Raw genomic sequence first — 25,845 nt, 5'->3', positions numbered from 1 at the left:
CAAGCCCGTTCCGACCACGGCACTCAGATCGCCGACCGGCCAGACACACTGCAGCGATTACGGGCCGCTCGCCCCGAGCTTGTTCGGCCGCAAACCCGCCATACTCATAGCTGTCGGTGAACCACTCACGCGTCGGTTCCTGCGACTCACCGGCCAGAAATCGACGAACCCGCCTGCTTCGCCCGGCGGACGTGTCGAGCCTGGTGAGACGGCTGCCGAAGCAGCAGTCCGTGAGGTACTGGAGGAGTCTGGATTGCGGGTCAGTGTCGGTGAACTGCTCTGGGTCCGCGAGTAACTACCGGAGCAGAACTCCGGCAATCCGTATCACCGCACTCAACTGCACCAGCTTCAGCTGTACTTCAAAGCCCAACTGGAGTCCGAAGCCGCGTTGCCGGCGACAGCGCCAGACCGCACACAATCGGCCGTTGTCCGGCATCCCCTGGCCACGCTCAGCGAGCTGGCCCTGTTTCCGCTCGGGCTACAGACACCGCTGACCGCCCTTGGCGCTGGCCAGGCGGCGGACGCTCCCGTGTACCTCGGCGACCTGCTCTGATCTTGATATGCCGCCAGCCCGTGCGCCGCGCCGACAGACCCGAGCACGGCGCGGATCTGGGCGAGCGGGACAGTGTCTACTTGCCCACCTGATGGGCGATCACGGCACGACCTCACACAGGGTTCGCCGCTGAGCTGCAGCCAAAGGGTGAACCAGAGCGAGCCGCTTGGACCGCCTCTGCTGAGCACACCCGACCGGATCGGCTACGACGCGTCGACGATCTGGTGCCGGAGATGCACGTAGGTCCAGGCAGCGAGACTGGTCGGGTGGTGGTCCGGACGGTTCGGCCCTGTTCGGGCACGAAGTTCTCGCGCAGGCCGGTCGACATTCCGAGCACCGCCTCGACCAACCCCTCGGTCATCCCGGCCTTGTGAAGCTGTACGCGCGTGGCGTCGTCGGTGATCCGCTCGACCCTGGTCCGCCGACCGGTGGCGGCGGTGAGGATGCCGGCGACCTGTCGCCGTGTACCGGGACCTGTGCCAGGTTCCCGGGCAGGACGCGCCCGGAGAGTGGGCGGCCACCGACCCACAACCACCGAAGCGCTCTCGTTGGGTCTGTCCACCAGTGGCGGGCCCCGCGCCCAGCCGGCGTGCTGAGCGGCTCGGCGCGTCGGCGAGCCTCCACCGCCTCCTGGACCTGGCGTCTCTGACGTGTGCGGTGGCCGCGGCGAGGTCGTCGACCGTGCGGTCCCGGTCCCCCCTCGGCCGGGGAAGGTTGACCACTACACGAGGGGGTTCCGCCCGCATGATCGGCGGATTCCGGAACCGAGTTGTGAACCCGGATCCGGACGACCTGTTTGTCGAACGGAATGTCCGTCAGGTCGAAGGTTTCGCAAGGGTGTCGGGTGCAGGGAACTTTGGGCGCCAGGACGCGGTAGCCGCTGCAGGGCGGTACGGCCCCGACCGGCCCGTGCCACACGGCCACGGCGAAGGGATCGCGGTCGACGGCGAGACGGAGCCGGTGATCGTGAAGTGGGCGGGTGGATCTCACACCAAATCTAGACGAGACAACCTCACCCAGGAACAGCGGGCCGCGGAAGCTGGGCGTCGACTGGGCGCGACCGGCACGGCCGACGTCACACACGCGTGAACCTCGTTCGCGAGCTGCGGTGTTCGTTGCGAATCTGCGTACGGCAGGGCGCGGCCCACCAGCACACCTCGCGGCGCTGCCCGGGCACTGTAAAGCGCGCGTGGAGGCGTTTTGGAGGGCGTGGGGAGGTCAGTGCCGCGAGGCGCGCCGGGACGGGCTCGCAGCACGATGAAGCGGCGGCCCCCGGAATTCCGGGGGCCGCCGCTTCATCGTGCTGTGCTGATCCTCACGTGGTGCGCGTCCGCCTCAGGCGGCCTGCCTCTTCAGCGTCCTCGATGTGACGGCAGCCCCCGCGAGCAGCGCCGCCATCAGGGTGCCGATGATCGCGACGATGACGACACCCGAGTTCAGGTGCAGGCCCACGTCCGACGAGGTGGCCTCGGAGAGACCGGCCGCCATGCCGGCCAGCGGGGGCAGCGTCACCAGTACACCGAGGGCGGCGCCGATGACGATGACCAGGGCGGTCTCGCCGGCAGAGGTGAACAGGAGCTGGCGGACGGTGCCGCCGGCCGACTTCATCACCTCGAAGTCGCGGCGCCGGCCGTGGGCGGCCATGGCCATGGAGTTGGCGACGGCGATCACGCTGTAGCCGACGGCGATGACGATCACCATCATGGCGAGCGACTCGGTGAGCTTGGCGTCGGTGTTGTAGTCAGCCAGGGCGTACGCGGCGGCGTCGTGCAGCGCGACTCCGGGGGCCGCGGCCGAGGCCTTGGCATTGCCCGGGACGAAGATGTCGTCGGTGAGCGCGGCCGGGTCGTGGGCGCGGACCAGGTCTCGGGCGACCACGAAGTCGCCGCGGGCCGGGTCGTCGGGCAGTACCTGGGAGACGCGGAGGGTGACGGTGGCGCCGTCCGTGAAGCGGACCGGGACCTTCTGGCCCTGCTTCAGCCCCAGGTCGCCGGCCGTCTTCTTGCCGAGGACGGCCTCGCCCTGCTTGTTCCACTTCGCGTCTCGGCTGCCCAGGACGTCCAGGACGGTGGACGCCCCGGGCTGCTCGCTGTTCTTGCCGTTCTTCGTTTCCACGAAGGCCCGGGTCGGCAGCGCCGCCTTCCCCACGGGGTTGTCGGCGACGACCTCGTCGGTGTTGCCGGGCGTGCCGTCCGGCGTGACGATCGTCTGGCCCGCGACCTTCAGCGCCTCACCGGCCGGGTAGGCGACCCGCATGGTCGACACCATGCCGCTGAGCAGTACCGCGAAGCCGACAGCGGCGATCACCGGGGCCACCAGCGAGGCGGCGCGGCGCGGGTTGGCGACCAGCTCGGCGCGGATGAGGACCGGGGCGGCCTTGCCGCCGCGCTGGAACGGTGCGGTCAGGAAGCGGCCGGCCGGGCCGATGAATGCCGGGGTGAGCAGGGCCGCCGCGACGATCAGCGTCATGGTGGCGAAGATCGCCATGTTGACGCGGTTGTCGGCGGTCGACGTGGCGGTGCCGATCGCGAGCAGGGCGCCCAGGCCCAGGACGGAGAGACCGGCGATCCAACGACCGCGCCCCATGCCCTGGTTGGCCGAGCGGCTGTCGAGCAGCGCTTCGATGGGGGCGACCTTGGCGGCCTTCCGGCCCGCGCTCCAGGCGCCGATCACGCTGACGCCGATGCCGACCAGGGAGCCCGTGAGCAGCGGCCAGGCAGCGACGGTGATCTCCATGCCGGGCGGCGTCACGTCCAGGCCCTTGAGGATGGACAGCAGCAGCGGGGTGGCGGCCACGCCCGCCAGGCAGCCGGCGATCGAACCGGCGAGCCCGACCACGGCGGCCTCGCCGAGGATCATGTGGCGGATCTGCTGGGGCGAGGCGCCGATGGTGCGCAGCAGGCCGATCTCGCGGCGGCGCATCCCGGTGGACAGGACCAGCATGGAGGCGACCACGAAGACCGTGGTGAACAGGCCGAGGAGGGCCATGGCACTGATGAGCTGGACGCCCAGGAAGCGCTTGTGCTCGATGTATTCGGGTTGCAGTTCGGACCGGCCGTCGCCGGAGACGACGCTGCCGTGGTCGCCGATAGCCTTCTTCGCACCGGAGACGATCGCGCCGGTGTCGGCGCCCTTGTCGGGGATCAGGGCGATGGTGGCCACGCCCGGCTGGTGGCGGGCCGCGAACTGCTCGCTGAAGTAGTAGCCGGGGCCGTCCACCGTGCCGACGACCCGGAACTGCTCCCGGCCCTTGGTGATGTTGACGGTCAGCTCGCTGCCCACGGCGGCGCCGAGGTCACGGTCGACCACGACCTCGTTCGCGGTGACGGGAGCGCGGCCGGAGACCAGCCGGTACGGCGCCATGCGCGCGCTGGCGAAGCCGTGCCCGGACTCGTCGGCGCCCTCGTCGGTGACGGGCGTGCCGTTCTTGATCGCCTGGGCGTAGAAGGAGCGGTCGACCACGGCATCGGCGACGCCGGGGATCTTCGTCAGGCCGGAGACGAGCGGCTCGGCCTCGGTCCTGCTCCACGGCATCCGGTCCTCGGGGCTGCCGTCGGTGTCGACGGCCTGCTTCGGCAGGACGAGGGCGGCGGTGCCCTCGTAGCGGGGCTGGACCTTGGCGCGGGCGGAGTCGTAGATGACCAGGGTGGTGGTGATCAGGGCCACGCCGACCAGGACGGCGACGAAGGCGCCGAGGAAACTGGACCAGCGTTCACGGACGTTCGCGAGAATCAGCATGTCGGTCAGGCCTCCAGCCGGGCCATGTGGGTGGCGATCGCCGCGGCCTTGTCGGCGCCGACTTGGTGGTCGAGGTGGATACGGTCGGCGATCCGGCCGTCCTTGAGGAAGACGACGACGTCGGCGTGGGCGGCGGCGACCGGGTCGTGGGTGACCATCAGGGTGGTCTGACCCTCGCGGTCGACCAGCATCCGCATCATCCGCAGCACCTCGCGGGAGGTGACGGTGTCCAGGGCGCCGGTCGGCTCGTCCGCGAAGAGGACGTCGGGCCGGGTGACGAGGGCACGGGCGAGGGCTACGCGCTGCTGCTGGCCGCCGGACATCTCGCTGGGCCAGTGCCCGGCTCGGTCGGCGAGCCCCACGGAGGCGAGCGCCGTGGAGACCTGCTCGCGGCTGACCTTGCAGCCGGCGAACCGGGACGGCAGCTCCACGTTCTGTGCCGCCGTCAGGGACTCCACCAGGTTGAAGGCCTGGAATACGAAGCCGACGTGCTTGCGTCGCAGTTCCGTGCGCTGCGTCTCGTTCTGGCGGCCGATGTCCACGCCGGCCAGGATGATCTGCCCGTCGGACGGCTGCTCAAGACCGGCCGCGCACTGCAGCAGGGTCGACTTGCCGGAACCGGAGGGGCCCATGATCGCGGTGAAGGTGCCGCGGCGGAAGGAGAACGAGACGCCGTCCAGAGCGGTGACCTGCCGTCCGCCGGTGCCGTGGACCTTGCGCACATCGTGGAGTTCGACCGCGTCCTGCGTGGGGGTGGGGTGGCTCGTCGTCGTCATGCCTTGATTCCACTGCGCCGGGGGCGACCGGGGCACTGACCTGCTCTCTACTCCTGAGGTAGAGGCAGCTCTACCTTCCGGGCTTCCCGGAGATCCGGAAGGGACCGCATGGGTACGTTGGCCGTATGCAACCCACAACGGCCTGGCAGGCCATGGCTCAGCGGCCGCTGAGCTTTCTGACCTCCAGCTGGCCCTGGCGGTCCCTCGCGTATCTGAGCGGCGGTGTCCTGGTCGGGGCGGTGGCGGTCCTCGTCTTCACCCTCGGCCTGGCCGCGGGCCTGATCTTCCTGGTCGCACTGATCGGTGTCGCGCCCCTGGTCGGCCTGGTCTTCGCCTCCACCGTGGTCGCCACGGTGGAGCGCCGTCGGCTGCGCCTCGTCGACCTCGACCACGTCAGCGACCCGCACCGTGTCCCGGAGGCCCCGGGGCTGCGCGGCTGGGTCTCCACCCGGCTCAAGGAGCAGGCGACGTGGCGGGAGTTGATGTTCACGCTGCTGTCGGCCGTCGCCCTGTGGTGGCTCGACCTGATGGTGCTCGGTTTCTCGTTCGGGCTGCCGGCCACGACCATCGCCTCGACGGACGGTGACACCTGGCCGTGGACGGTGTTCGGGGTACTGGTGCTGCTCTCCACGCCGTACACGGTGACCTCGTGGGCGGGGGCCCGTGCCGCCATGGCCCGTTCCTTCCTCGCCCCGCGGGACCGGGAGCTCGGCGAGGAGCTGCGTGAGGTGCGCGCCTCCCAGTCGCGGCTTCTGGACTCCTTCGACGCCGAGCGGATCCGTATCGAGCGGGACCTCCACGACGGAGCCCAGCAGCACCTGGTGTCGCTGGGTATGACGCTGGGTCTGATGCGCCTGGACACCGGGCCGGGCTCGTCCCAGGACGAGCTGCTCACCCAGGCCGAGCGTCAGCTGTCGACCGTACACAAGGAGTTGCGGGCTCTGATCCGGGGTCTGAACCCACCGGTGCTCGCCGATCACGGGCTCGTCGCGGCGATCGAGGACTACGCGGGCCGGTTCCCGATCCCCGTGACGGTGGATCTGAAACTGCCCGAGCGGCTGCCCAGGAAGCTTGAGACGACGATGTACTACCTGATAAACGAGGCCATGACGAACATCGCCAAACACAGCGGTGCCAAGACCGCCGCGGTGCACGGTCGCTACCATTGCGATCTGTTGATCCTCGACATCAAGGACGACGGCCGGGGCGGGCTGGATCCCGCGGGCAGCGGCGTGACAGGGCTCGCGGACCGGGTCACCGCTCTCGACGGCCGGATGCGGGTGTCGAGTCCGTCCGGTGGTCCCACCCTGTTGCACGTGGAGGTTCCGTGTCGCTTCGCCTGATCGTGGCCGAGGACGCCGTTCTGTTGCGCGAAGGCCTGGTCGGGCTGCTCGAACGGGTCGGACACGACGTGGTGGCGGCGGTCGGCGATGCCGACGCTCTGCTTGCCGCGGTCCGCGCCGACCGCCCGGATCTGATCGTCACCGACGTACGGATGCCGCCGTCGCTCGGCGACGACGGGCTGCGGGCGTCGGTCGAACTGCGCGGGGAGTTCCCCAAGCTGCCTGTGCTCGTGCTCAGCCAGTACGTGGAACGCTCGTACGCCCTGCGCCTGCTGGACTCGGGCGGCGGTGCGGGGGTGGGCTATCTGCTCAAGGAGCGGGTGGGCGCGGTGGCGGACTTCACGGCCGCGATCGAGCGGGTCGCCGCCGGCGGAACGGTGGTGGACCCCGAGGTCATCCACCAGCTGGTCCAGCTGCGCCATGACCCGCTGGAGCGGCTCAGCGCCCGGGAGCGCGAGGTTCTCTCGCTGATCGCGGAGGGGCGCACCAACGCGATCCTGGCCAAGCAGCTGTTCATCAGCGAGGCGGCCGTGAACAAGCACATCGGCAACATCTTCACCAAGCTGGACCTTCCGGTGGCCACTCAGGGGCACCGCCGGGTCCTCGCGGTGCTGGCGTACCTGCGGGCCTGACACCGCGGCGCGGGCCTGGTCCGGGCCGGCGAGCGCAAACCCCGCCCGCCTCCGGTGAGAGGCGAGCGGGGTTTCGCGTACGGGGACGGCCAGCTGGGTCTCCTGTGCCGGGGTCCGCCGTATCGAGCGGCCGCTCAGCCTCACAGGGCGAGCAGGATGCGGCGGGCGTCACTCCTTGGAGGCGATGGCGACACTGTTCTTCTCCGACAAGCGCGTCACCGGGTCGCCGGCGCCCCCTGGGCACGGTGTTCTGCGTGACCGCGGTGACATCGGCCGAGCCGTAGGCGAAGGTGGTGATCCCGGCGCCGGGGTCCAGAGCCACACCGGGACTCTGATCGTGGAGGCCGGGCGGGACCAGAAGTCGGCCTGAAGGCGGGGGGCGAGAGTGCGAACAGCCTGTTCGTTCACCAAGCCTGCCTACGGCATGTCGTCCAGGTGCTGTCAGATGCTTTTCTCTTCCCCGGTTCGGTGCGAGTCCGGCTCCAGCGCACCTCCGCCCAGGGCCCGTGACGCACGTCACGGGAACCCGTGAGACCGGTCGGACAGTACTCCACGTGACTCACTCAACCCATGCCCGTCTCCGCGAAGGTGACCCGGCCGCGCTCGCCGAGGCGTTCCGGGAGCACGCGGACGCCGTGTACCGCCATGCCCTGTGGTCCACGGGAAACTGGGCCACGGCCCAGGACGTCGTCTCCCTCACCTATCTGGAGGCGTGGCGCTCTCGCGAGCGGCTACGCCCGGAGGAGACCGGCAGTCTGCGCCCGTGGCTGCTGGGCATCGCCACCAATGTCCTGCGTAACACGGCCCGTTCGGCCCGGCGGCATCAGAGAGCCCTGGCCCGGATGCCGCGCGCGGACATCGTCGCGGACTTCGCCGAGGAGGTGACGGGGCGGCTGGCGGACGCCGAACGGCTGGCGGCGGCCAAGGCAGCGCTGGAGGGGCTGCGGCGCACCGAGCGCGAGGTGTTCACCCTGTGTGTCTGGGGCGGGCTGGACTACGCGTCCGCCGCCGAGGCCCTGGGCATACCCGTCGGCACCGTGCGCTCCCGGCTGTCCCGCGCCCGCGCCAAGCTGCGCGACTCCACCGGGCGCCCGGCCGACCGACGCGACGGCACACAGGGCGCACCCGGTCGGGAACTTCCCCAAGGCAGCGGACAGATACAGCGCGTAAACAGTATTCCGGCTCGAACCACCCAGGAGAACCTCACATGAACGCCCTGTTCCGGAACCGTTCTGGCGCAACCACCCCGTCCTGGCGTCCGGCGGACCCAACCCACGAGGAAGAGAGCCAGGAGTGGCGGGAAGCCCGGGAGCGCACCGAGCTCGCCGCGCTGCGTGCGATGGTCCCGCCGCCCGCCGCCCCCCGGCTTTCGCCCGCCCGTCACGCGGAACTTGAAGCACACCTGATGAACGAGATCAACGACACGGCCGTCACGTCCGGCGCCGCAAAGTCCCGCTCCACCACCGGCCGCCCCTCGGTCTTCGGCAGGCTGACGCCCGGCCGGTCGATGTCCCTCGGGGCGGCGGCCGCCGTCGTCGCAGCGACCGTGGCGGGGTTCGCCGTCACCGGCAGCAGCGGTCAGACGGCCGTCGCCGCGCCCGCCCCGCTCACGGTGGAGAACTCCCGGGCCACCGTGGCGCTCGCCACCGTCGCGGAGCGGGCCGCCGCCCTCGCCGGCTCCCCCGGCACCGCGCACCGCGGGACCCACCGCCAGGAGTGGGCACTGGGGATGTGGGACGACGGCAAGCACAAGCCGGAGCAGATGCCGGTGACCGAGTCCCGCGACCGCTGGAACGCCGACGGCACCGGTGAGGCGCAAGACATCAAGGACGGCCGGATCGTCCACCGCACGCACCTGCCGGCAGGGTCATGGGAGAAGTTCGCCGACTTCCGGAGCACGCCCCCGACCACCGTCGGCGGCCTCGCCGACTACCTGGCGAAGGAGAACCCCGACACCCGCGCCAGCGCGTACTGGACGATGGACTCCGTGGAGGCGCTGCTGCGTGAGTGGACGCCCGGCCCCGCCCAGACGGCCGCGATCGACGGCCTGCTCGCCGAGCGGTCCGGCCTGCGTGCCCTCGGCCCGGTCAAGGACCGTGCGGGGCGCCAGGGCCAGGCGTACGGCGTGGACTTCAAGGGGACGGTGCGGTGGACGATCATCCTCGACGAGCACACCGGACGCATCCTGGGCACGGAGCTCTCCAGCATCAAGACCGACCCGAAGATGCAGCTCAAGCCCGGTGACGTCGAGCAGTACGACACCTACCTCGACTGACACCACCGGGACGCCTGGTCACAGCCAGGGCCACGCCCCCGGGTCCCGCACGTCACACCGCGGAGCCCGGGGGGGGCTTTCGCCGCCGGTCTCCGCACGGCCGGTCCGCCCGCTCCTCCGCACGCTTGCCCGCCCGTGGGCGGCCCCGCACCACGCCGTGGCGTGGACCGTTGCCGTGGATCGTACCGACGACCGATACGGCCCTCCGATCTGGCCTCCGTACGGGGTACGCCGATGCGTCTTCACACGCACGGCTCGTCCGCTCCTACCTGGGTAGTTTGGTGACCATTTCCCTGGCCGCGTCCTTGGCCCACTTGCACACCGGGTCCTTGGACGTGGCTGAGTGCCCACGGGCCTCGGCTTCGGCCGTGGAGTGCTGCCCGAGGGGCACGATCACGTCGCAGAGGCCCGGACCGGTGGACCGCGTTTGCTTGGCCTGCCGGCCGTCAATGGTGACAGCGGTCTTCGGAGCACCGGCGCCGCCGACGATGACGTCTTTCCATGCCTTGGTGTCCCAGTAGTTGATGGTCACCGCGGGGCCGCCGGCCCCCTGGAACATGTAGTTGCATCCGCGCTCGCCGGTCTCCGGAATCGCGGGCACCGGCGAGTCCAGCTGGAACTTGCCCAGCTTGCCGCTCAACGCCTTGCACGGGTCCAGGCCCTTGGTGCCGGCCGCTGTCTTCGTCCTTCGTCCGGACGAACAACCGTGATCGGTCGTTCCGGTCGGCGAGCCAGGCCCGGGGGTCGCATTCCGAGGGCTTCGCGTTCGAGGGCTTGGACAAAGCGGTGGACGCCTCGCTTGAGTTTCGGCTGGATCAGCGGCCTCAACCCCTCCAGCACAGCGAGCCGGATATCTCCCAGGTCCGGGTGGGCCAGCAGATGCCACACCGAAGCAGACCGGTTGCGGACTGCGCGTCGAACAGCTTGGAACCGGCGTCCACCGGGCCTATGGGGCCATTGGATGCGGGGGGGGTACAGATCCTGCCCATGCAGAGCGGTCCTCCGCGGCGGCTTGGACGGGGCGTCAACTTGAGTTGAGTTGGGCTCCCAACGGGTGACCGACCGTCACGTAGAGCGCTATTCCGGGCGTATGGCTGCAAAGCTTCGGTCGTTACGTCGCATTCGGAGCTCTCCGTCTGCGAGATGCCCCCGGAAACCCAACCGGACCGCGTCCGCATCCGCGTCCGCGTACCGAAGGAGAACTGATGTCCCTGCCTCGCGTCTTGCCCCGGACCCGATCGCGTGTTGTGGCCGTGTTGAGCGCCGCCGCAGTCGCGAGCGGGCTGGCGGTCGCCGTACCGGCGGGGCCGGCCTCCGCCGCGGGGGCGTTCGTGGTCAGCCAGGCGCAGTTCGATCAGCTGTTTCCTGGCAGGAACAGCTTCTACACCTACCGGGGCCTGGTCACCGCTCTTCGCACCTACCCGGGGTTCACCACCACCGGGAGCGATGCGGTGCGCAAGCGCGAGGCGGCGGCCTTCTTGGCCAACGTCAGCCACGAAACCGGCGGTCTGAGGTACGTCGTCGAGCAGAACAAGGCCAACTACCCCCACTACTGCGACCGGAGTCAGCCCTACGGCTGCCCCGCCGGCCAGAGCGCCTACTACGGGCGCGGCCCGCTCCAGCTGAGCTGGAACTTCAACTACAAGGCGGCCGGGGACGCCCTCCACATCGACCTGCTGCACAACCCGTACCAGGTGGAGCGGGACGCGGCCGTGTCCTGGGAGACCGGCCTGTGGTTCTGGAACAGCCAGAAGGGCGCCGGAACGACGACCCCGCACGACGCGGTGGTCAACGGACGGGGCTTCGGTGAGACGATCCGCAGCATCAACGGCGACCTGGAGTGCAACGGCAAAAACCCCGCCGAACGCAACGACCGGATCAACCTCTACAAGAAGTTCGTCGCCGTTCTCGGCACCGATCCGGGCGGCAACCTCTCCTGCTGACGTGAACAGGGTGGACGTCTTCACGGATGAGCTGCTGGAACGGATCACCGCGCGGCGTGCGGAACTGGACGAACGTGAGGAACTGCTCGCCAAGGAGTTGGCGGAGGTGCGGCCCGAGCGGGACTCGCCGTCGCGGAGCGGGTTCTTGAGCGGGTGAGCGAACAGCTTGCCGACGAACGCGCCTCGGCCGCGCCGGCGCCCGGGCAGGTGGGCGGACGAGCGGTGATGCTGGTCCCGCACCGAACGCCGGACATGGAGGAGACCATGCTCCCGCCGGACTACCAGCGCATCCTTGCCACCGTGCGGCAGGCCGCCGGACCGGGCATGGCCCGGCAGGTCGGCGACGCCCTGGGAATCGATGCCAGCGAGCGGTCCAAGCTGGAGCCTCTGCGTGGGAAGCTGGTCGATCTGCTGCGGCGTCACCTGAAAGTAATCCGGTCCAGGTGGCGGATCCTGCCGCCCGGGAAGATCGCGGTGATCGTCCTGGCTAAGCTGCGCCACGACCAGCGCCTGGCCGACATGGCCGGCGGCAACAACGTGTCCGAGTCGACCGTCCGCCGCTGTCGCGACGAGCTGATTGCCCTGCTCGCCGCGCAGGCGCCGCGCCTGGACCGCGCCCTGAAGAAGGTCGCCCGGCAGGGCGGGGAGGTGGTCCTGATCTACGGCACCCTCTTCGCCACCCAACGCCGCACCAGGAATGCCGACCGGCGCAACTACTCCGGCAAACACCACCGGCACGGCCTGCACTTCCTCGCCCTGACCGACGGGCGGGGCCGCCTGATCTGGATATCCGCCCGCCCGGCCCGGCCGCACCCACGACAACACCGCCGCCCGCCACGACCACCTCCAGGCCCACCTGCGCGCCGCCGGCCTCGGGGCCCTGGCGGACCTGGGCTTCCGCGGCCTGGACAACGGCGTACTCGACCCCTTGATCGTCACCGGCTTCCACGCCACCCGCACCCACAAGCTCGCCCCGGCCAGAAGACCGCCAACCGCGTCCTCGCCAACGGACGCGCACCGGTCGAGCACGGCTTCGCCCACCTCAAGAATTGGCGGATCCTCACCAAACTCCGCACCGAACCGGCCCGCGCCACCTGCCTCCTGCGCGCCCTGCTCGTCCTGACGAACCTCGAAGTCAACCGCTGAGGGATCCGCTCAGCAGGCAGTCGCCCACGGCAAATTGGAGCGTCCCGGTACCGGGCGTACTGGCCCATTGCCAGTGACCCATTGAGCCGACCCCGTCCGGTCCCCTGGACGGTGTGCGTCAGGGCTGAATGGTTTCCAGGTCTTCGAGGAGGCTGGAGTGGGTCGGCTGCCACCCGAGGGCATCGCGGGTGTGGGCGCTGGACGCCGGCTGGTCCATGGCGAAGATCGGGCCGAACGGGCCGAAGTTCTCCTGCGGAACCTCCTCGACCGGCAGGCCCAGTCGCCGGCCGATGACTGTGGCGATGTCCCGCACCGCGTCGCCCTCGTCGCCGACGGCGTGCCAGGCCGTCCCGGCCGGTGCGGACTCAAGGGCCAGCCGGAACAGGACGGCTGCGTCGAGCGCGTGCACGGCCGGCCAGCGCTGGGTGCCGTCGCCCGGGTAGCCGGCCACCCCGGTGCGGCGCGCTTGATCGGTCAACAGGCCGGCGAATCCGCCCTGGCCCTCGTTGTGGACCGTGCGCGGCATGCGGACAGCCGTGCTGCGCACACCGCGCGAGGCGAGGTCCAGCAGTGCATTGACCGAACGGCCCCGACCACCCACCGGTCCGTCGGTCGGCAGCGGATCGGCCTCGGTGGAGGCGCGTCCCGGCACCCAGGGAGTCCCGGAGACCGTGACGATCGGGCGGTCGCTTCCGATGAGTTCCTGCCCCAGCGTGGCGAGAGCGGCGCTCTCCTCGGCGATGGCCTGCGCGAGAGCGTCCGGACTGCTGTAGTCGCGTCCGAACGCCAGACTGATCACGCCGTCGCACTGCGCTGCGCCGGACCGCAGGACGTCGAGGTCCGCCAGGTCTCCTCGCAGCACCTTGGCACCAGCACTTTCAAGGGCTTGCGCGGAGCCGTCCGAGCGAGCCAGTGCGAGAACGGTGTGGCCGTTGCCGAGGAGTTCGGCGACGACGGCGGAGCCGATGGTGCCGGTACCGCCGGTGACGAAGACATGCATGAGCTCTCCCTGAAAGTGATGGGACTGTTGTCCCATCACTGACCCTACACGGTGACGGGACAGGTGTCCCATCACCTATCCTGGTCGCATGGCTAGATGGCAACCGGGGGCGACCCAGCGACTCGTCGTTGCGGCCGTCGACCTGTTCACCGAGCAGGGGTACGACGCCACCACGGTGACGCAGATCGCCGAGCGCGCCGGAGTCACCAAGAGCACCTTCTTCCGGCACTTCTCCGACAAGCCCGCATCGAGCGCCATGGGACCAGCGAACCGCGAACTCGGCCCCCGCCTCAAAGCAGCCGTGGCAGCCAGCACCGAACTACAAGAGCGCGACGCCCTCAAGAGCGTCGGTCTCGCGGCCGCCATGACAGCCGCGCTCATCGCCCGTGGCGTCCCCGACCCGACCGTGCACCTCGCGGGCGAGCTGTGAGTCCTCGCGTTCAAGCGGGGATACGCCCAGTGGTCTGAAAGTGATCGTGATGACACAGAAGGGCTCGCGCCACATGCACTGGCAGCCCTGGAAGACCTGCGTGCGGCAACGGCATCACTGGGCTGATCCATGCCGCTCGGCTGTCGGCGCCATGGGCGCTGCGGCGCCCGTCGACTGCCTCCGAGACGCCCAGCTCTTCCTGACAGACCTCCAAGCCAATCACTGACAGATGACCTACTGCGCAGACAGTCACCCAGGACCAGCGTGAGCACCCCGAGAGCCGGTCACGCCAGCCCTTTGACCTGTGATTTCAAGTTGGCGGAGGCTCACTGGATGCGCCTCAACACCAAATCGAGACGGACCGGCTGGACCCCGGACAGCTCGCCGCACCAGCAGAACTGGGCGTAGCACCGCCACGGGCTGGTCGTTGAGCTGGCCGGTCAGCGAAGTGTACGAAGGCCCCCGGTCTCGGAGGCCTTTCTCTTATTCCGGCTCAACGGGTGAGGTGGGCGCGCTGCGTCAGAAGCTGGAGCGTTCGTACGGATCTGGTAGCGGCGGTGAAGTCTGGCCGGTTGTCGGCCGCAGCCAGATCGGCTGGCCGTTTGTTTCGATGCCGGCGGCGTCCGGGCGGCAGTTTGGTCATCGCTCGGCGCGGAGCTCCACGAGCTGGAGGCCGGCCGTCCGGGCAAACGGGCCGGCCCGCACCGCTCACCTCTCCGGTACGGAAGAGCCACTGGCCAGCACACGGTGTCATCTCTAGGCTGAGCACATGGCCCATGCGAAGACCTCGTACGTCTGCCTCTCATGCCGGGTCTCGTACAAGCAGCCCTACGACCGTACGAGGCAGCGGACCTGTCCACGCTGTGCGGCACCGATGATTCATGCAGGATCGGCGTTCGCCCCGCCCCGGCGGCGGGACCTCGCAGCATGGCGGACTCTCACCGTGCTGCTGAACGCTGGCGTGGGCTTCCACAAGAGCTGTTGTGGCGGACCTGGCTACCGGCCCCGGACTCTCCGGGAGATACGCGAGCGGATGACACATGCCCGGCGCAGTGGCGAACCAGTCGCCGAGGCGCTCGGACGACGCAACGTGCCCTGACCGTGGCCCCGAACGTTCAGCCGGCAGATGAAGCGCTCATTCACATCCGGGGCCCGCAGGTTGTTCGGGGGCGGCCTCTACAGCTCGAACTCAAGGTCCAGCACGTCGTTGATCTGTACTTCATCCAGGGAGCCTGCGCGGCGGCCGCCGTCTGGAAGTACACCTCCTTGAGTGCTTCGGCGGTGAGTTCGCGCAGCCGGTCATCGCCTTCGCCCCGCTGCTGGGCGTCGAAGAGGCGAGCCGCGTGCTGGGGCGGGAGGGCGACGGTGAGATGCCGGATACGGTCCAGTCACCTTTCTTTCGGTGATCCGGATACTGCCGCGCGAAAGCCGCCCAACCCCGCTCAGCGACATGACCACCCACCAGAAGCGATCGCCAAGACCCCACACATCCACCGCCCCGGCCGACAAACCCGGAAACCACCAGGGGACACAGCCTGACCACTGGCTGTCCCTCAGAGGAGCCTCAGCAGTACAGCTGTGGTCCCCAGGGTCGGCACCACGACCGGCACAGAGCCGTCGGGATCAGGCTCCAGTCGCGCACCCGTGGCTCCCAGATAGTCGGCGGCTACTGCCTCCGCCACCGGGAATCCCGGCGTGATCCGGCAGGTGACCGGCTCCTGCGCGTACGACTGGAGTCTGGCCAGCACTCGCCCCTGAGCGGGCACGGTGAGACCCACGATCCTGATCCGTGGATCGCTGACGGCCAGCAGTCCGTACGAGGTCCTCGGCTCCTCGATCGCCTCGCCCTTCGCGCGCACCGCCAGCAGGGGGCGGCTGCCGGCGGACGCCGTTCGCATGCCCAGTTCGGGGCCCGCGCAGTCGGTGGAGGATGCCACGCCCACGCTGTACCGGAAGACATGGTCGAAGGCCTGCTCCGAAGGGAAGTTGGTGTCCCAGATGTTGTTGTGCACCCAGGAGAAGAGAGTGCCGGGCTCCTCCTGAGCGAGTGACTGCGGGTAGGGAACGTAGGGAATCGCGATTCCGCCGATCTGCACCAGCGGGGCGTCCTGGGTGGCCACGGCGGCGACCGTCGGCCCCTCCTGGAAGCTGACCCAGCGCCGCACCGCGCGCATGTGCCGCGCCGATCCCGGCACTGTCGGAAGGCCGGTGCCCGTCATGCCCCCGGTGGCCTCCATCCGGACGACAGGGGCTTCCATGGCGAAGGGGAATGCGAAGAACGCGCTTTCCTTGGTCAGGGTCGCGCTCTTGGCGATCCGGTTCTCCAGATCGATGCGGGCCTCACCGCGCGGAAGATGGACCCGGACACGCAGGCGCTCGGTGCCGGCCGGTGCGCACTCGTAGACGAGTGTCTGACCGGTCGCGTCGGAGAAGCGGTCCACCAGCGCAGCAGGCGGGGCCGTGGTGCGCGACGCGAGCAGATGCATGGAGTCCGTGGCCGTGGTCTTGCTCGACTGGTGGTTGAAGCCGCCGGCCGTGGCGTACTCGTCGTACACATAGCCGTTCAGGCCGACCGTCGCGTCCTGGCGGACCAGTTCCCGGCCCGTCCGTTTGTCGGTGACTGATCCGATCCAGGCCGAGCGCAGATCAACGCGCACCCGCAGGAACTCGTTCTCCAGGACGGTGGAGTCTCCGGCGTCCGCTGCGGCCGGAGGAGCCGTATCGGCGGGTACGACGTCCACCCGCACCGCACCGTGCGCGGGCACGTCCCCGAGCCGGAAGAGAAGGAAGCGGCCTGCGGCCCGGTGCAGTTCGTTGGTCTGGGCCTCCTCGGTGTGCTCCAGCGGTGAGCCGTCTCGCGTGTCGAGCAGGCGGACGCAGTCCTCCAGCGGGACTGTGCTCTCCGGAAGGAACAGCCGGACCGCCTCGGAGCGCTGCCAGCTGCAGGTGTTGGTGACGTAGTAGCCGGCGAGAGTGCCCTCGCGGGGCGAGAGCCGGGTGCCGAGCGCGGCGCCTGCGCCGTCGAGGAGAGTCCTCGCGTCGTCGTGGGCCCGCAGTGCCTGGGCGTACTTCCAGTGCCACTGCCGCTCGCCGGAGGCATGGCCGTGATCGCCGTGCGTCCACGGGTCGCCGCCTCCCCAGGTGTGCTCGTTGAACAACGAAGCGGCCCGGTAGACCGCGGGCGCGGACGCGGTGATCTCCGCGCCGCCGTGGGCGCCGAGGATCTCCGCGTACCCGGCCACCGTTTGGGCGTCGGCCAGTGCCGCCTGACCGTCGCGGGTGGCAGCCAGCGGGACGGCGCCCGCCCCGACGCCGTCCACCCACCAGTCGCTCCAATCGCCCTCGAAGGTCTCCAAGCGGTCGCCGAGGCGCGCCTCGGCGTCGAGGAAGAAGTCCTCGTTGCGTGAGGTGCGCAGGACGGGGAAGGCCCACTCTTCGTTCCACCGGCGCACGGTGTCGGCGATGATGCGGCGCGGCGGACCGTTGTCCGCGAACTTGCCCAGCACGCGCAGATGCAGGATGTCCCAGGGATAGGGGTCGCCCTTGAACTCCTCGTCCAGTACGGGGAACCCGGGGATGCCGCGCCCTTCGTGCGGGTACTGGTGGGTGGCCAGCGCCGAGAGGTAGTTCGGCAGGAGGTCGTCGACGCGGGCGAAGGACTCGTCGAAGCCGAGGATCGAGCCCTCCATGTACGCGAGCCCGTGCGGGGTGTCGGTGCGCCACACCAGCACGCTGCGCCCGCTGGGTGCCTTCCAGCGGAACAGCCGGGGCAGTTGCCCGCCGCCGACGTGGTGCGGCACGGCGCGTCCGGCCCAGTTGTGGGCGACCGAGAGATAGCGGATGCCACTGTCGGCGAGGACGTCGGGCAGCCCCACTACCTGCCCGGGGACATCCGTCTGCATCGCCGTGGTGATGTCGATGCCGTGCTGGTCACGCAGCTCCCGTACCGGGCGGAGCAGTTCGTGGAGTTCATCGGTGGAGCATGTCTCGGTGTGCAGGTTGAACGGCATCGCGGCGAGCTCTATGCGGCCCTCGCGGACCCGCTCCAGGAACTCCGCGACCTGTTCCGCCGGACGGTTGGCCGACCAGTTCTCGTAGCTGAAGAACCCTTCGACGGCCCAGCGGAACCTGGACTCCTGGGGCCAGTCGTCCGTTGTACGGCACAGCTCCAGGAGCGAGTCGAGGTATTTGCGTCCCTCGGCGAGGACCGTGCCCTGCGGGTCGGTGTAGCCGATGTCGAGATGGGCGTGCTGGACCAGATGCAGGGTCCAGTGACGCTGCGGAGTGAGTTGTACTTCGACGCTCTCGCCCTCGGCCAGCTCGGGCAGTTCGATGAGGATCCGGACCGGGGACTCCACCTCGGGGACCAGCAGTCGGGTGGTGCCGTCGGGCCCGGGGACCAGGTCGCAGCGCAGGGTGCTTCCGGACACGGTGGTGACGCGGGCGACGGTGACGGGGCGGTCGGTCCGTACCCGTACGGACTGGAGCAGACCGCCGTCACCGTCGTGGCGCAGCAGCGGCTCGCAGGAAAGCCTGACGGGGTGTCCGCCGAGGACTCCGGTGGAGCTGACACCGCGATCGCGCAGGATGTCGCGGGCTATGTCGGAGTCCCACCAGGAGGGGCGGGACAGGTCTGGGCGGGGCATGGAGAGGGTTCTCCGCTCTGGCGTGGTGCCGGTCTGGTGCGTACAGCGGTCGGTGGTGACGTGCGGGTGTGCGGACGGCAGGAGGTGAAGAGGTCAGGAGCGATGGGTGGCGAGGCCGGCGAAGATCTGGACCATCGCGGACTGTTCGAGGGTTTCGGCGGGCGCGGTGGCGTCGTAGTCGCCGCCGCCCGAGGGCTGGAACCGGAAGAGCCCGGTCGAGGGGTCCCGGTTCTCCTTCCAGGTCTGCTCCGCGTAGGCGCTCTCCACCTGGCGGTAGGCCGGGTCGGGCCGTACGGCGTTCAGGATCCGCAGGTTGTCGAAGTAGATGGCGTTGAAGATCGCGGGCTGGTCATGCAGCCGGTCCCCCTGCTTCCAGTACGCGAGCGAGGCGTCGGCGTCCTCGACAGCTCGCTTGAGGTAGGAGCGGTCGCCGGTGGCCCGGTAGAGCGTGGTGGCAGTGCCGACCATGGCTCCGGAGTTGTACGTCCAGAGCGTGGTGTTGACGGTCCCGTCGTCGCCACGGCTGTTGTGGTAGAGCCCCGGAGCCTGGCGCAGACAGGACCAGTTCCACTCGTACCACTTCTTCGCGCTCGCCAGATAGCGGTCACCGGATGTCGCCTGGTAGAGCCGCGCGGCCAGTTCGGCGGCGAGCCCGGTGACGTTGGCGGCGCGCATGGTGTTGCTGGTGGAGTCGACCCAGTCCATGCCTCCGGGACAGGCCTTGGCCGGGTCGTCGTCCCAGCCACGGCTGACGATGTCGAAGCTCTGCTCCGCCCGGCCGAGGTATGTGGCGTCCCCGGTGGCGCGGTACTGGTCCAGGAGGGATAGTCCGACCACCGAGTTGTCGTCGTAGAAGACGTCCCCGCCCTGGCCGAGGGGTGCGGGGAGGTAGGAGTCGTAACCGGGGCGTCCGTCGCGGGGGTCGAAGTAGAGCTCAAGAGTGCGGAAGCGTTCGGTTGCGTCCGCCGTGTAGGACGTTCCGGACTTGGGGAGACCCGCCATGTCCACGGTGGCCGCCGTGGCTTCGCGCAGGGGCCACAGGTAGGAGTGGGCGTTGTCGGTGCTCTGCCGCGGGGTCTCCTCCTGGTAGAGCCCGTGATGGTCCGCTCCCTGGTAGAGGTTCTTCTGGAGTGCGTCGTACGCGTCTTCGGCGCGGCCGGTCCACGGGTTCGCGGCCGGCCCCGCGTTGGCGAAGGCCGGCGCGGTGCACAGTGCGGCGGAGAGCAGTGGGACGACGGCGAGGGTGAGAGCGGCGCGGGCAGAGATCTTCACCGGAGTGTGCCTTTCGGGGGATCGGCTCATGGCGTGGTGACTCGCGAGAAGGAGTACTGGTGGTGGCACGTCCTCGCGTCGGCGTCAGCTGAGCTTGAGGCTGCTGACGAAGAAGCGCTGGGCGGAGAAGAACAGAACGACGGTGGGCAGCGAGACGAGGAGGGCGCCACCGAGGACGACCGGAGGGCCGACGTTGGAGTAGTTGCCCTGGAGTTCGGCGAGCGCGGCCATCACGGGTCGGATGTTGCGGCTGGTGGAGAGGGTGATGCCGAAGAGAAGGTCGTTCCAGACGGCCACGAACTGGAATACGAAGGCGGCGACCATCGCCGACTTCGACAGCGGTACGTGGATCTGCCAGAAGATCCGCCACCAGGACGCGCCGTCCAGCCGTGCCGCCTCGATCACCTCACCGGGAAGGGTCCGGGCGAAGTTGCGCATGATGAAGTACGCGAACGGGATCGCCACCGCGACGTACACCAGGAACAGCCCGAGCTGGGCGTCGTAGAGACCGGTGTTCGCATAGGCCAGGAAGAGGGGCCGCAGGAAGACCTGGAGCGGCAGCAGCGTGCCCGAGTAGATCAGCCAGAACCACAGGGTCTTGCGTTTCACCGGCATGATGACCGTCGCGAAGGCTGCGGTGGTGGCCACGAGGATCGCAGCGGCCGCGCTGGTCACCGCGTACAGCAGGCTGTTGCCCATGGCGGGTCCCAGCCGGGCCCGGGTCCACGCCTGGGACATGTTGTCGAAGAGCCCGAAGCCCCCGTGCGGCCACCAGTGCGGGCTGCCGCCGTACTGGGCGGCCGGCACGAGCGCGTTGACCACGAGCAGCCAGGTCGGCACGGCCCAGAGCAGGGAGACGACCACCAGGGTCGTGTTGCGCAGGACGGTGCCCGCGGAGATACGGCGGATGGGCATGGTCAGGCGCCTTTCGGGGTCAGTTGGCGCCGCAGATAGAGCCAGGAGGCCAGCAGCACGATGACGGTGAGGACGACCGCGACGGCCGCGCCGGCGCCGGGACGCAGCGCGAGGAACGTCTCCTGGTACATCGAGACCGCGAGCGTCTCGGAGTTGCGGCCGGGACCGCCCTGGGTGAGGACCCAGATCAGGTCGAACGACTTCAGACCGTTGACGAGGCTGCTGCCGACGACGATCACGGAGACCGTCCTCAGCTGGGGCAGGATGACGTACCAGAATTTGCTCCAGCCGGTGGCGCCGTCCAGGGACGCCGCCTCCAGGGTCTCCGGCGGGATGGTCTGCAGGCCGACCAGAAAGAGGATCACGGCCACACCGGTCGACTGCCAGGTGTTGGCCACGATCATCACCAGGGTGTTGCCCGGCCATTCGAGCAGCCAGCCCTGGGCGAAGGAGCCCAGACCGAGCGCCTTGAGCGCCTGGTTGGCGGCGCCGTCGCTGGTGAGGATGAAGTTCCACACGACCGCGACGGCGGAGCCGGAGATCGCGTAGGGAAGGACCACCAGCAGCCGCGCCACCCGCGACCACCGGGCGCCGTCGGTCATGATCGCGATCCCCAGGCCGAGGGCCAGTGGAAGGGCGACCGTGCCGACCACCCACATCAGGGTGTTCTCGATCGACTTGGCGAGCACCGGGTCGGTGAAGAACAGCCCGTAGTTGGTGAACCAGGTGAAGCCCGAGACGCGGCCGTCACTGAAGAACCCCCGGTAGAGGGTCGCCGCGAACGGGGCCAGGAGCAGTGCGGAGACGAGCAGCACGGCGGGTGCCAGGAACCCTGCCCCCACGAGCGTGTCCCTGAGTCTGCGGTGAGGCCTGCGAGTCGGCGCGGCGGGTGGCGGGCCGGGGGCGGGAGGGCCCGGCGCCGGGGGCCGCCGGTCGAGTGCCGATGTCATGACTCGTCCTTGTTCCAGGCGGCCCACTCCTTGGACGCCCGGCTCGCCATGCTGCGCAGCAAGGCCTCCGGGGACATGGCCTGCGTCATGAAGGCTCCCAGGTCGTCGGTGTTTCCCTGAATGAGGTTGGGCGGCCCGGACTGTCCGTACCGGGGAAGCTCGGTCCAGTGCTCGCGCCGGGCCTGTTCTTTGAGGCGGGCGAGTACCGGGTTGCTGATGACCGCCTTCGGGTTGGCCGAGCCGTCCTGGAGGAAGTCGGTCCATACTCGCTGGACCGACGGGTCCAGCCAGTGCGCGGCGTTGGCCATGGCGGCGTCGTGCGACACGGCCTTCTCCGGTACGGCGAGGACGCCGGCCTCGGTGATGACGGACCTCTTGGTGGAGGCGTCCACGGGAGGCAGGACGAAGGCGTCGAAGCCTTCGCCGGGCTTCATTCCGGCGGCGGCCAGACCCTGGGACTGCCACGAGCCGTGCAGGAACATGCCGACCTTGCCGGTCTTGAGCGCGGCCGGGCCGTTGTTCTGGTCGAAGTCGGCCGGCGTCATCCAGCCCTTCTTCATGAAGTCCTGCCAGATCTGCAGGGCCTTCTTCGCCTGCGGATCGGTGTAGTTGGCCCGGCCCGCGATCAGATCGGCGTAGAACTGCGGGTCGACCTTGCTCAGGAGTTCCTCGAACCACTCGTACGCGGGCCAGTTGCCGTTCTGCGTGGCGACGAACGGCGTGATGCCCGACTTCTTGAGGACTTCGGCGTTGTGCAGCAACTCCTCCCAGGTGTCCGGGGCCCGGAGTCCGTGCTTGTCGAAGACCGCGGTGTTGTAGAACAGCACGTAGTACGACTCGTACAGCGGGATCCCGTACACGGCACCGCGGTAGGACATCGCGTCACGGAGGGTCTTCGTCACCCAGCCTTTCCGCTCGTACGCGTCCCACATCTGTGTCAGGTCGCTGAGGCTGCCCGTGCGGGCGAGCTGCTTCAGGTTGTAGCCCGACTGCCACTTGATCAGGTCCGTCGCCTTGGTCGTCTGCAGAGAGATCTGGGTGACCTGCGTGTAGGCGGTGGGGTTCGGGTTGGACAGGGGGCGAAGTGCGTAGCCGGTGAGCTTCTTCAGCTCGCGGCCTGCTGTGACGTATCCCTGGTCCCAGGTGGCGTTGTCGTTGGCCAGGGACGTGGTGCCCGGCATGGAGGCCGTGCTGTCGCCCCGTGCGCAGCCGCTTGCCAGTACGGCCGCGGCGCCGGCTCCGACACCGGCCAGCACGGTTCGGCGTCGGAGCAGGTGAGCCGGCTGTGTCGCCTCGCCGGTTGATCTCATGGGTTCCTTCCCTTCCCTCCGGGCCCCGGCAGGGAGTCCCTGGTTCCGGGGTGCGGTGTGGGAGATCGCTCCGGAGCGCACCACTCGTGTCCGTGCTCCGGGTTGCCTGGATGTTAACGACACCATGAGACCGAAACAAGGGGAGCTCTTGAAATTCACATCGAAGTGCTTCCTGTCAGCGGAAAGCCAGCAAGACTCGAACGCTCATCTTGTCCACCTCGAATGTTATCGATACCATTCAGCCGGTTGCCGGACTACGTCTTTCAGGAGCACCTGTGCACCAGCCCCGCCCTTATGAACGCGACCCGCGATACTCCCCCAACGGTGGCACCGTCGTCACCGGCTGGGCTGCAGCGGTCGCGAACGTGCCCACCGCCCCCACCGTGCTCGCACTCGACGGGCCCGCCGCCCTGGACTGGTCGGCGGCCGCCGACGGCCTCGCCGCTGCCCTGCGGTCCCGGGGCGCCGAGGTCGCCGTGCTCGACATTCGCCGGCTCTGGTCCGCGACGGCCGTCGAGCGGCTCTGCGTGCCCGGCCCGGACGCCGACCCGTTCTTCCTGCCGCTCGCCGGGTTCTCCATGGGCGACCTCTTCGAGACGCCCCCCGCCCAGGAGCGTCCGCTCGACGGCGTGCTGCTCGTCTTCGGGCCTGGCGCGGCCCTCTGCGGACCCGACCTGCTGTGGTGGGCCGATCTGCCCAAACGGTATGCCGAACAGGCCATCACCCGGGGAGAGCTGCCCCTCGGCGCCAATCTTGGGCGCCCGGACGTGCCCGGGGAGCTGCGAAGCCTCTTCTACACCGACTGGCCGGTCTGCGACCGTCACCGCGACGCCCTCGCCCACCGGATCGACCGCTGGATCGACCTGCAGAACGAGCAGGACCCCGCGTCGCTGGACGGCGCCGCGGTACGGGCCACCTTCGCCGAGCTCGCCACCGGGCCTGTGCGCACCAGGCCCTACTTCAACTCCACGCCGTGGGGCGGCCAGTGGGGCGTGCGCGAACTCGGTTTCGTACCGCAGAACGGCAATACCGCTCTCGGCTACGAACTCATCGCCCCCGAAGCCGGCGTCCTGGTCGGGCAGGACGAGGCCGCTCAGGTCGAGCTCCCCTTCCAGCTCCTCTGCGAGCTCCACCCCCGGGAATTCCTCGGCCCCGAGGTCCACCGCCGCTTCGGCACGTCCTTCCCCATCCGCTTCGACTACCTCGACACCGTGGGCGGCGGCAATCTCTCTCTGCATCTCCACCCGCAGGAGCAGTACATGCGGGAGACGTTCGGCTGGCCCTACACCCAGCACGAGACGTACTACGTGACCGCCGGCGAACCCGGTGCGCAGGTCTACCTCGGGCTGCGGGACAGTACCGATGTGGAGGTCATGCGCAAGGAGGTCGAAGCGGCGGCCACGGACGGTGTTCCGCTGCGCGTGGAGAACCATGTGCAGAAGCACCCGGCGGAACCCGGTCAGCTCTTCATGATCCCGGCCGGGACCCCGCACGCGTCAGGCGAGGGCAATCTCGTCCTTGAGATCAGCGCCACCCCGTACCTCTACTCTCTGCGCTTCTACGACTGGTTGCGCAAGGGGATCTCCGGCGCTCCCAGGCCCCTCTCCCACGAGCACGCGTTCACCAATCTCGACACCGCGCGGCGTGGGGACGACGTGGCCAAGGACCTGGTGCAGCAGCCGCGCACCCTCCGGGAGGGGCGAGGCTGGCGCGAGGAGGTCATTGGCGCGCTGCCGGAGATGTTCTATGCCGTGCACCGTTTCGTGATCGAGGGACCGGCGGCGGCCGAGGACGACACCGCGGGACGCTTCCACATCCTCAACGTGTCGGCCGGTGACGGCGTCGTGGTGGAGACCGCGGACGGCCGCCGCCACGACCTGGCGTTCGCGGAGACCCTCACGGTGCCCGCCGCCGTCGGCGCCTACCGGCTCCAGGCGGTGGGCGATCGCCCGGTGCACGTCGTGAAGTCGCTGGTGACGCAGGTATGAGCCACATTCCGGTCCTGGAGATCGGGGGTACGCATGTGACGGCGGCCGTCATCGACACCGACGCCGGGCTGCCCGTCCCTCGCACGGTCGTACGGCATCCGGTCGCCGCCGATGCCGCGGCCGGGGAACTGCTTGACGCGATCGCCGGCGCCGCGGACCGTGCCGATGTGCGCGAAGGGGCCCACTGGGGTGTGGCCATACCTGGCCCCTTCGACTACGCCGCCGGAGTCGGCCGCTTCCGGGGCATCGGCAAGTTCGAGTCACTGCACGGTGTGGACGTGCGCGCCGAACTCCTGAGACGGCTCCCGGGGCGCCCGCGCTGCATCAGTTTCATCAACGATGCCGACGCCTTCGCTGTGGGCGAGTACCGGGCCGGCGCGGCGGCCGGCCACGAAAGGGCCGTGTGCATCACGCTCGGCACCGGGGTCGGCTCCTCGTTCCTGGAGGGCGGACAGCCGGTCGGCGGGGGCCCCGACGTCCCGCCGGAGGGGAGGGCACACCGGCTCACCGTCGGCGGGCTCCCCCTGGAGGAGGTCGTCTCCCGCAGGGCGATCCGCAGGTACTACACGGACCTCGCAGGAGGGGCGCACGAGGGCCGTGCACCGGACGTGCACGACATCGCCGTACTGGCTCGCGACAGCGATCCGTACGCGCAGCGGACGATCCGTCACTGCTTCGGCGCCCTGGGCCGGGCCCTGGCGCCGTGGTGCGAGCGGTTCGGAGCAAGTCTGGTGGTCGTCGGCGGGTCGATGACCGGCTCCTGGGACCTCGTCGGACCTGCCATCCGAGCAGGTCTCCAGGCGGCCACACCCGGGACGGCGCCACCGCTCGCCACCGCCCTGCGTCCCGCTGACGCCCCGCTGATCGGCGCCGCCCACTGGGCCCCGCACGGGTCAAGCGGTGCCACGTACGCAGGGACCTAGAATGA

21 protein-coding genes and 2 pseudogenes are annotated in these 25,845 nt (G+C 69.6%); 13 read left to right on the top strand and 10 right to left on the bottom strand.

Annotated features, from left to right (window positions below; all coding sequences use genetic code 11):
- Positions 1-79 precede the first annotated feature (79 nt).
- The gene (locus OHB13_RS36360; RefSeq protein ID WP_328380040.1) at positions 80-295 is read left to right on the top strand and encodes an NUDIX domain-containing protein; all 216 of its coding nucleotides are present in this window, start codon (positions 80-82) and stop codon (positions 293-295) included.
- A 1,593-nt stretch (positions 296-1,888) separates the two neighbouring features.
- Here OHB13_RS36360 and OHB13_RS36355 read toward each other — a convergent pair.
- Positions 1,889-4,291 carry an ABC transporter permease gene (locus tag OHB13_RS36355; RefSeq protein ID WP_328380039.1) on the bottom strand — a complete coding sequence of 801 codons (2,403 nt, stop codon included), beginning with the start codon at positions 4,289-4,291 and terminating at the stop codon, positions 1,889-1,891.
- Positions 4,292-4,296: 5 nt separating this feature from the next.
- The gene (locus tag OHB13_RS36350; RefSeq protein WP_328380038.1) at positions 4,297-5,067 is read right to left on the bottom strand and encodes an ABC transporter ATP-binding protein; all 771 of its coding nucleotides are present in this window, start codon (positions 5,065-5,067) and stop codon (positions 4,297-4,299) included.
- A gap of 125 nt (positions 5,068-5,192) precedes the next feature.
- On the opposite strand from OHB13_RS36350, the gene OHB13_RS36345 reads away from it, so the two are divergent.
- From OHB13_RS36345 to OHB13_RS36325, 5 genes are all read left to right on the top strand, one after another.
- Positions 5,193-6,410: a sensor histidine kinase gene (locus OHB13_RS36345; protein ID WP_328380037.1), complete on the top strand. Its 1,218-nt coding sequence runs from the start codon at positions 5,193-5,195 to the stop codon at positions 6,408-6,410.
- The gene (locus OHB13_RS36340) at positions 6,395-7,042 is read left to right on the top strand and encodes a response regulator transcription factor (RefSeq protein WP_328380036.1); all 648 of its coding nucleotides are present in this window, start codon (positions 6,395-6,397) and stop codon (positions 7,040-7,042) included. Before OHB13_RS36345 ends, OHB13_RS36340 begins: the two co-directional genes overlap by 16 nt.
- Before the next feature lie 184 nt (positions 7,043-7,226).
- A complete protein-coding gene (locus OHB13_RS36335; RefSeq protein ID WP_328380035.1) occupies positions 7,227-7,412 on the top strand; it encodes a hypothetical protein in 186 nt (61 codons plus the stop codon).
- Between the two features lie 184 nt (positions 7,413-7,596).
- Positions 7,597-8,253: an RNA polymerase sigma factor gene (locus OHB13_RS36330; RefSeq protein ID WP_328380034.1), complete on the top strand. Its 657-nt coding sequence runs from the start codon at positions 7,597-7,599 to the stop codon at positions 8,251-8,253.
- Positions 8,250-9,317 (top strand): CU044_5270 family protein, encoded by a 1,068-nt coding sequence (locus tag OHB13_RS36325; RefSeq protein ID WP_328380033.1) that lies wholly within the window; start codon positions 8,250-8,252, stop codon positions 9,315-9,317. The genes OHB13_RS36330 and OHB13_RS36325 overlap by 4 nt, the downstream gene beginning before the upstream one ends.
- 265 nt (positions 9,318-9,582) lie before the next feature.
- On the opposite strand, the gene OHB13_RS36320 is transcribed toward OHB13_RS36325, so the two are convergent.
- Complete coding sequence (locus OHB13_RS36320) at positions 9,583-9,957, bottom strand: hypothetical protein (protein ID WP_328380032.1); 375 nt, start codon at positions 9,955-9,957, stop codon at positions 9,583-9,585.
- Positions 9,958-10,522: 565 nt separating this feature from the next.
- On the opposite strand from OHB13_RS36320, the gene OHB13_RS36315 reads away from it, so the two are divergent.
- Genes OHB13_RS36315 through OHB13_RS36305 form a run of 3 tightly spaced genes read left to right on the top strand, consistent with a single transcriptional unit; the run spans position 10,523 to position 12,406 of the window.
- A complete protein-coding gene (locus OHB13_RS36315) occupies positions 10,523-11,260 on the top strand; it encodes a chitinase (protein WP_328380031.1) in 738 nt (245 codons plus the stop codon).
- 1 nt (position 11,261) lies between these two features.
- Positions 11,262-11,417 carry a hypothetical protein gene (locus OHB13_RS36310; protein ID WP_328380030.1) on the top strand — a complete coding sequence of 52 codons (156 nt, stop codon included), beginning with the start codon at positions 11,262-11,264 and terminating at the stop codon, positions 11,415-11,417.
- Complete coding sequence (locus tag OHB13_RS36305; RefSeq protein WP_328380029.1) at positions 11,414-12,406, top strand: transposase family protein; 993 nt, start codon at positions 11,414-11,416, stop codon at positions 12,404-12,406. The genes OHB13_RS36310 and OHB13_RS36305 overlap by 4 nt, the downstream gene beginning before the upstream one ends.
- A gap of 118 nt (positions 12,407-12,524) precedes the next feature.
- Here the strand turns inward: OHB13_RS36305 and OHB13_RS36300 are convergent, their stop codons facing one another.
- The gene (locus OHB13_RS36300) at positions 12,525-13,406 is read right to left on the bottom strand and encodes an SDR family oxidoreductase (protein ID WP_328380028.1); all 882 of its coding nucleotides are present in this window, start codon (positions 13,404-13,406) and stop codon (positions 12,525-12,527) included.
- 88 nt (positions 13,407-13,494) lie between these two features.
- Between OHB13_RS36300 and OHB13_RS36295 the strand changes: the two are divergent.
- Together OHB13_RS36295 and OHB13_RS36290 are read left to right on the top strand one after the other, a co-directional pair.
- Positions 13,495-13,962, top strand: a pseudogene (locus OHB13_RS36295) (helix-turn-helix domain-containing protein).
- A 643-nt stretch (positions 13,963-14,605) separates the two neighbouring features.
- Positions 14,606-14,935, top strand: a complete 330-nt coding sequence (locus OHB13_RS36290) for a deoxyxylulose-5-phosphate synthase (protein WP_328380027.1) — start codon at positions 14,606-14,608, stop codon at positions 14,933-14,935.
- 77 nt (positions 14,936-15,012) lie between these two features.
- On the opposite strand, the pseudogene OHB13_RS36285 reads toward OHB13_RS36290, so the two are convergent.
- The 6 genes and pseudogenes from OHB13_RS36285 to OHB13_RS36260 all read right to left on the bottom strand — a co-directional run.
- A pseudogene (locus OHB13_RS36285) lies at positions 15,013-15,221 on the bottom strand (telomere-protecting terminal protein Tpg); the annotation flags it as partial.
- Between the two features lie 168 nt (positions 15,222-15,389).
- On the bottom strand, positions 15,390-18,482 hold the full coding sequence (locus OHB13_RS36280) for an alpha-mannosidase (protein WP_328380026.1): 3,093 nt from the start codon (positions 18,480-18,482) through the stop codon (positions 15,390-15,392).
- Between the two features lie 93 nt (positions 18,483-18,575).
- Complete coding sequence (locus OHB13_RS36275; RefSeq protein ID WP_328380025.1) at positions 18,576-19,754, bottom strand: glycoside hydrolase family 76 protein; 1,179 nt, start codon at positions 19,752-19,754, stop codon at positions 18,576-18,578.
- An 84-nt stretch (positions 19,755-19,838) separates the two neighbouring features.
- Positions 19,839-20,669 (bottom strand): carbohydrate ABC transporter permease, encoded by an 831-nt coding sequence (locus tag OHB13_RS36270; RefSeq protein ID WP_266862225.1) that lies wholly within the window; start codon positions 20,667-20,669, stop codon positions 19,839-19,841.
- Between the two features lie 2 nt (positions 20,670-20,671).
- Positions 20,672-21,619 carry a carbohydrate ABC transporter permease gene (locus tag OHB13_RS36265; RefSeq protein WP_401606534.1) on the bottom strand — a complete coding sequence of 316 codons (948 nt, stop codon included), beginning with the start codon at positions 21,617-21,619 and terminating at the stop codon, positions 20,672-20,674.
- Positions 21,616-22,929: an ABC transporter substrate-binding protein gene (locus tag OHB13_RS36260; protein WP_328380024.1), complete on the bottom strand. Its 1,314-nt coding sequence runs from the start codon at positions 22,927-22,929 to the stop codon at positions 21,616-21,618. Before OHB13_RS36260 ends, OHB13_RS36265 begins: the two co-directional genes overlap by 4 nt.
- Positions 22,930-23,204: 275 nt before the next feature.
- Between OHB13_RS36260 and OHB13_RS36255 the strand changes: the two genes are divergently transcribed.
- Both OHB13_RS36255 and OHB13_RS36250 read left to right on the top strand, forming a co-directional pair.
- Positions 23,205-24,917, top strand: coding sequence for a class I mannose-6-phosphate isomerase (locus OHB13_RS36255; protein ID WP_328380023.1), 1,713 nt, complete (start codon positions 23,205-23,207; stop codon positions 24,915-24,917).
- A complete protein-coding gene (locus OHB13_RS36250; RefSeq protein WP_328380022.1) occupies positions 24,914-25,840 on the top strand; it encodes an ROK family protein in 927 nt (308 codons plus the stop codon). The genes OHB13_RS36255 and OHB13_RS36250 overlap by 4 nt, the downstream gene beginning before the upstream one ends.
- The last annotated feature ends 5 nt before the right edge of the window (positions 25,841-25,845 follow it).

The sequence above is a fragment of the Streptomyces sp. NBC_00440 genome (assembly GCF_036014215.1).
Classification (GTDB): domain Bacteria; phylum Actinomycetota; class Actinomycetes; order Streptomycetales; family Streptomycetaceae; genus Streptomyces.
Note: the sequence above shows the minus strand (reverse complement) of the source record. Positions and strands in the feature narration are given on the sequence as shown.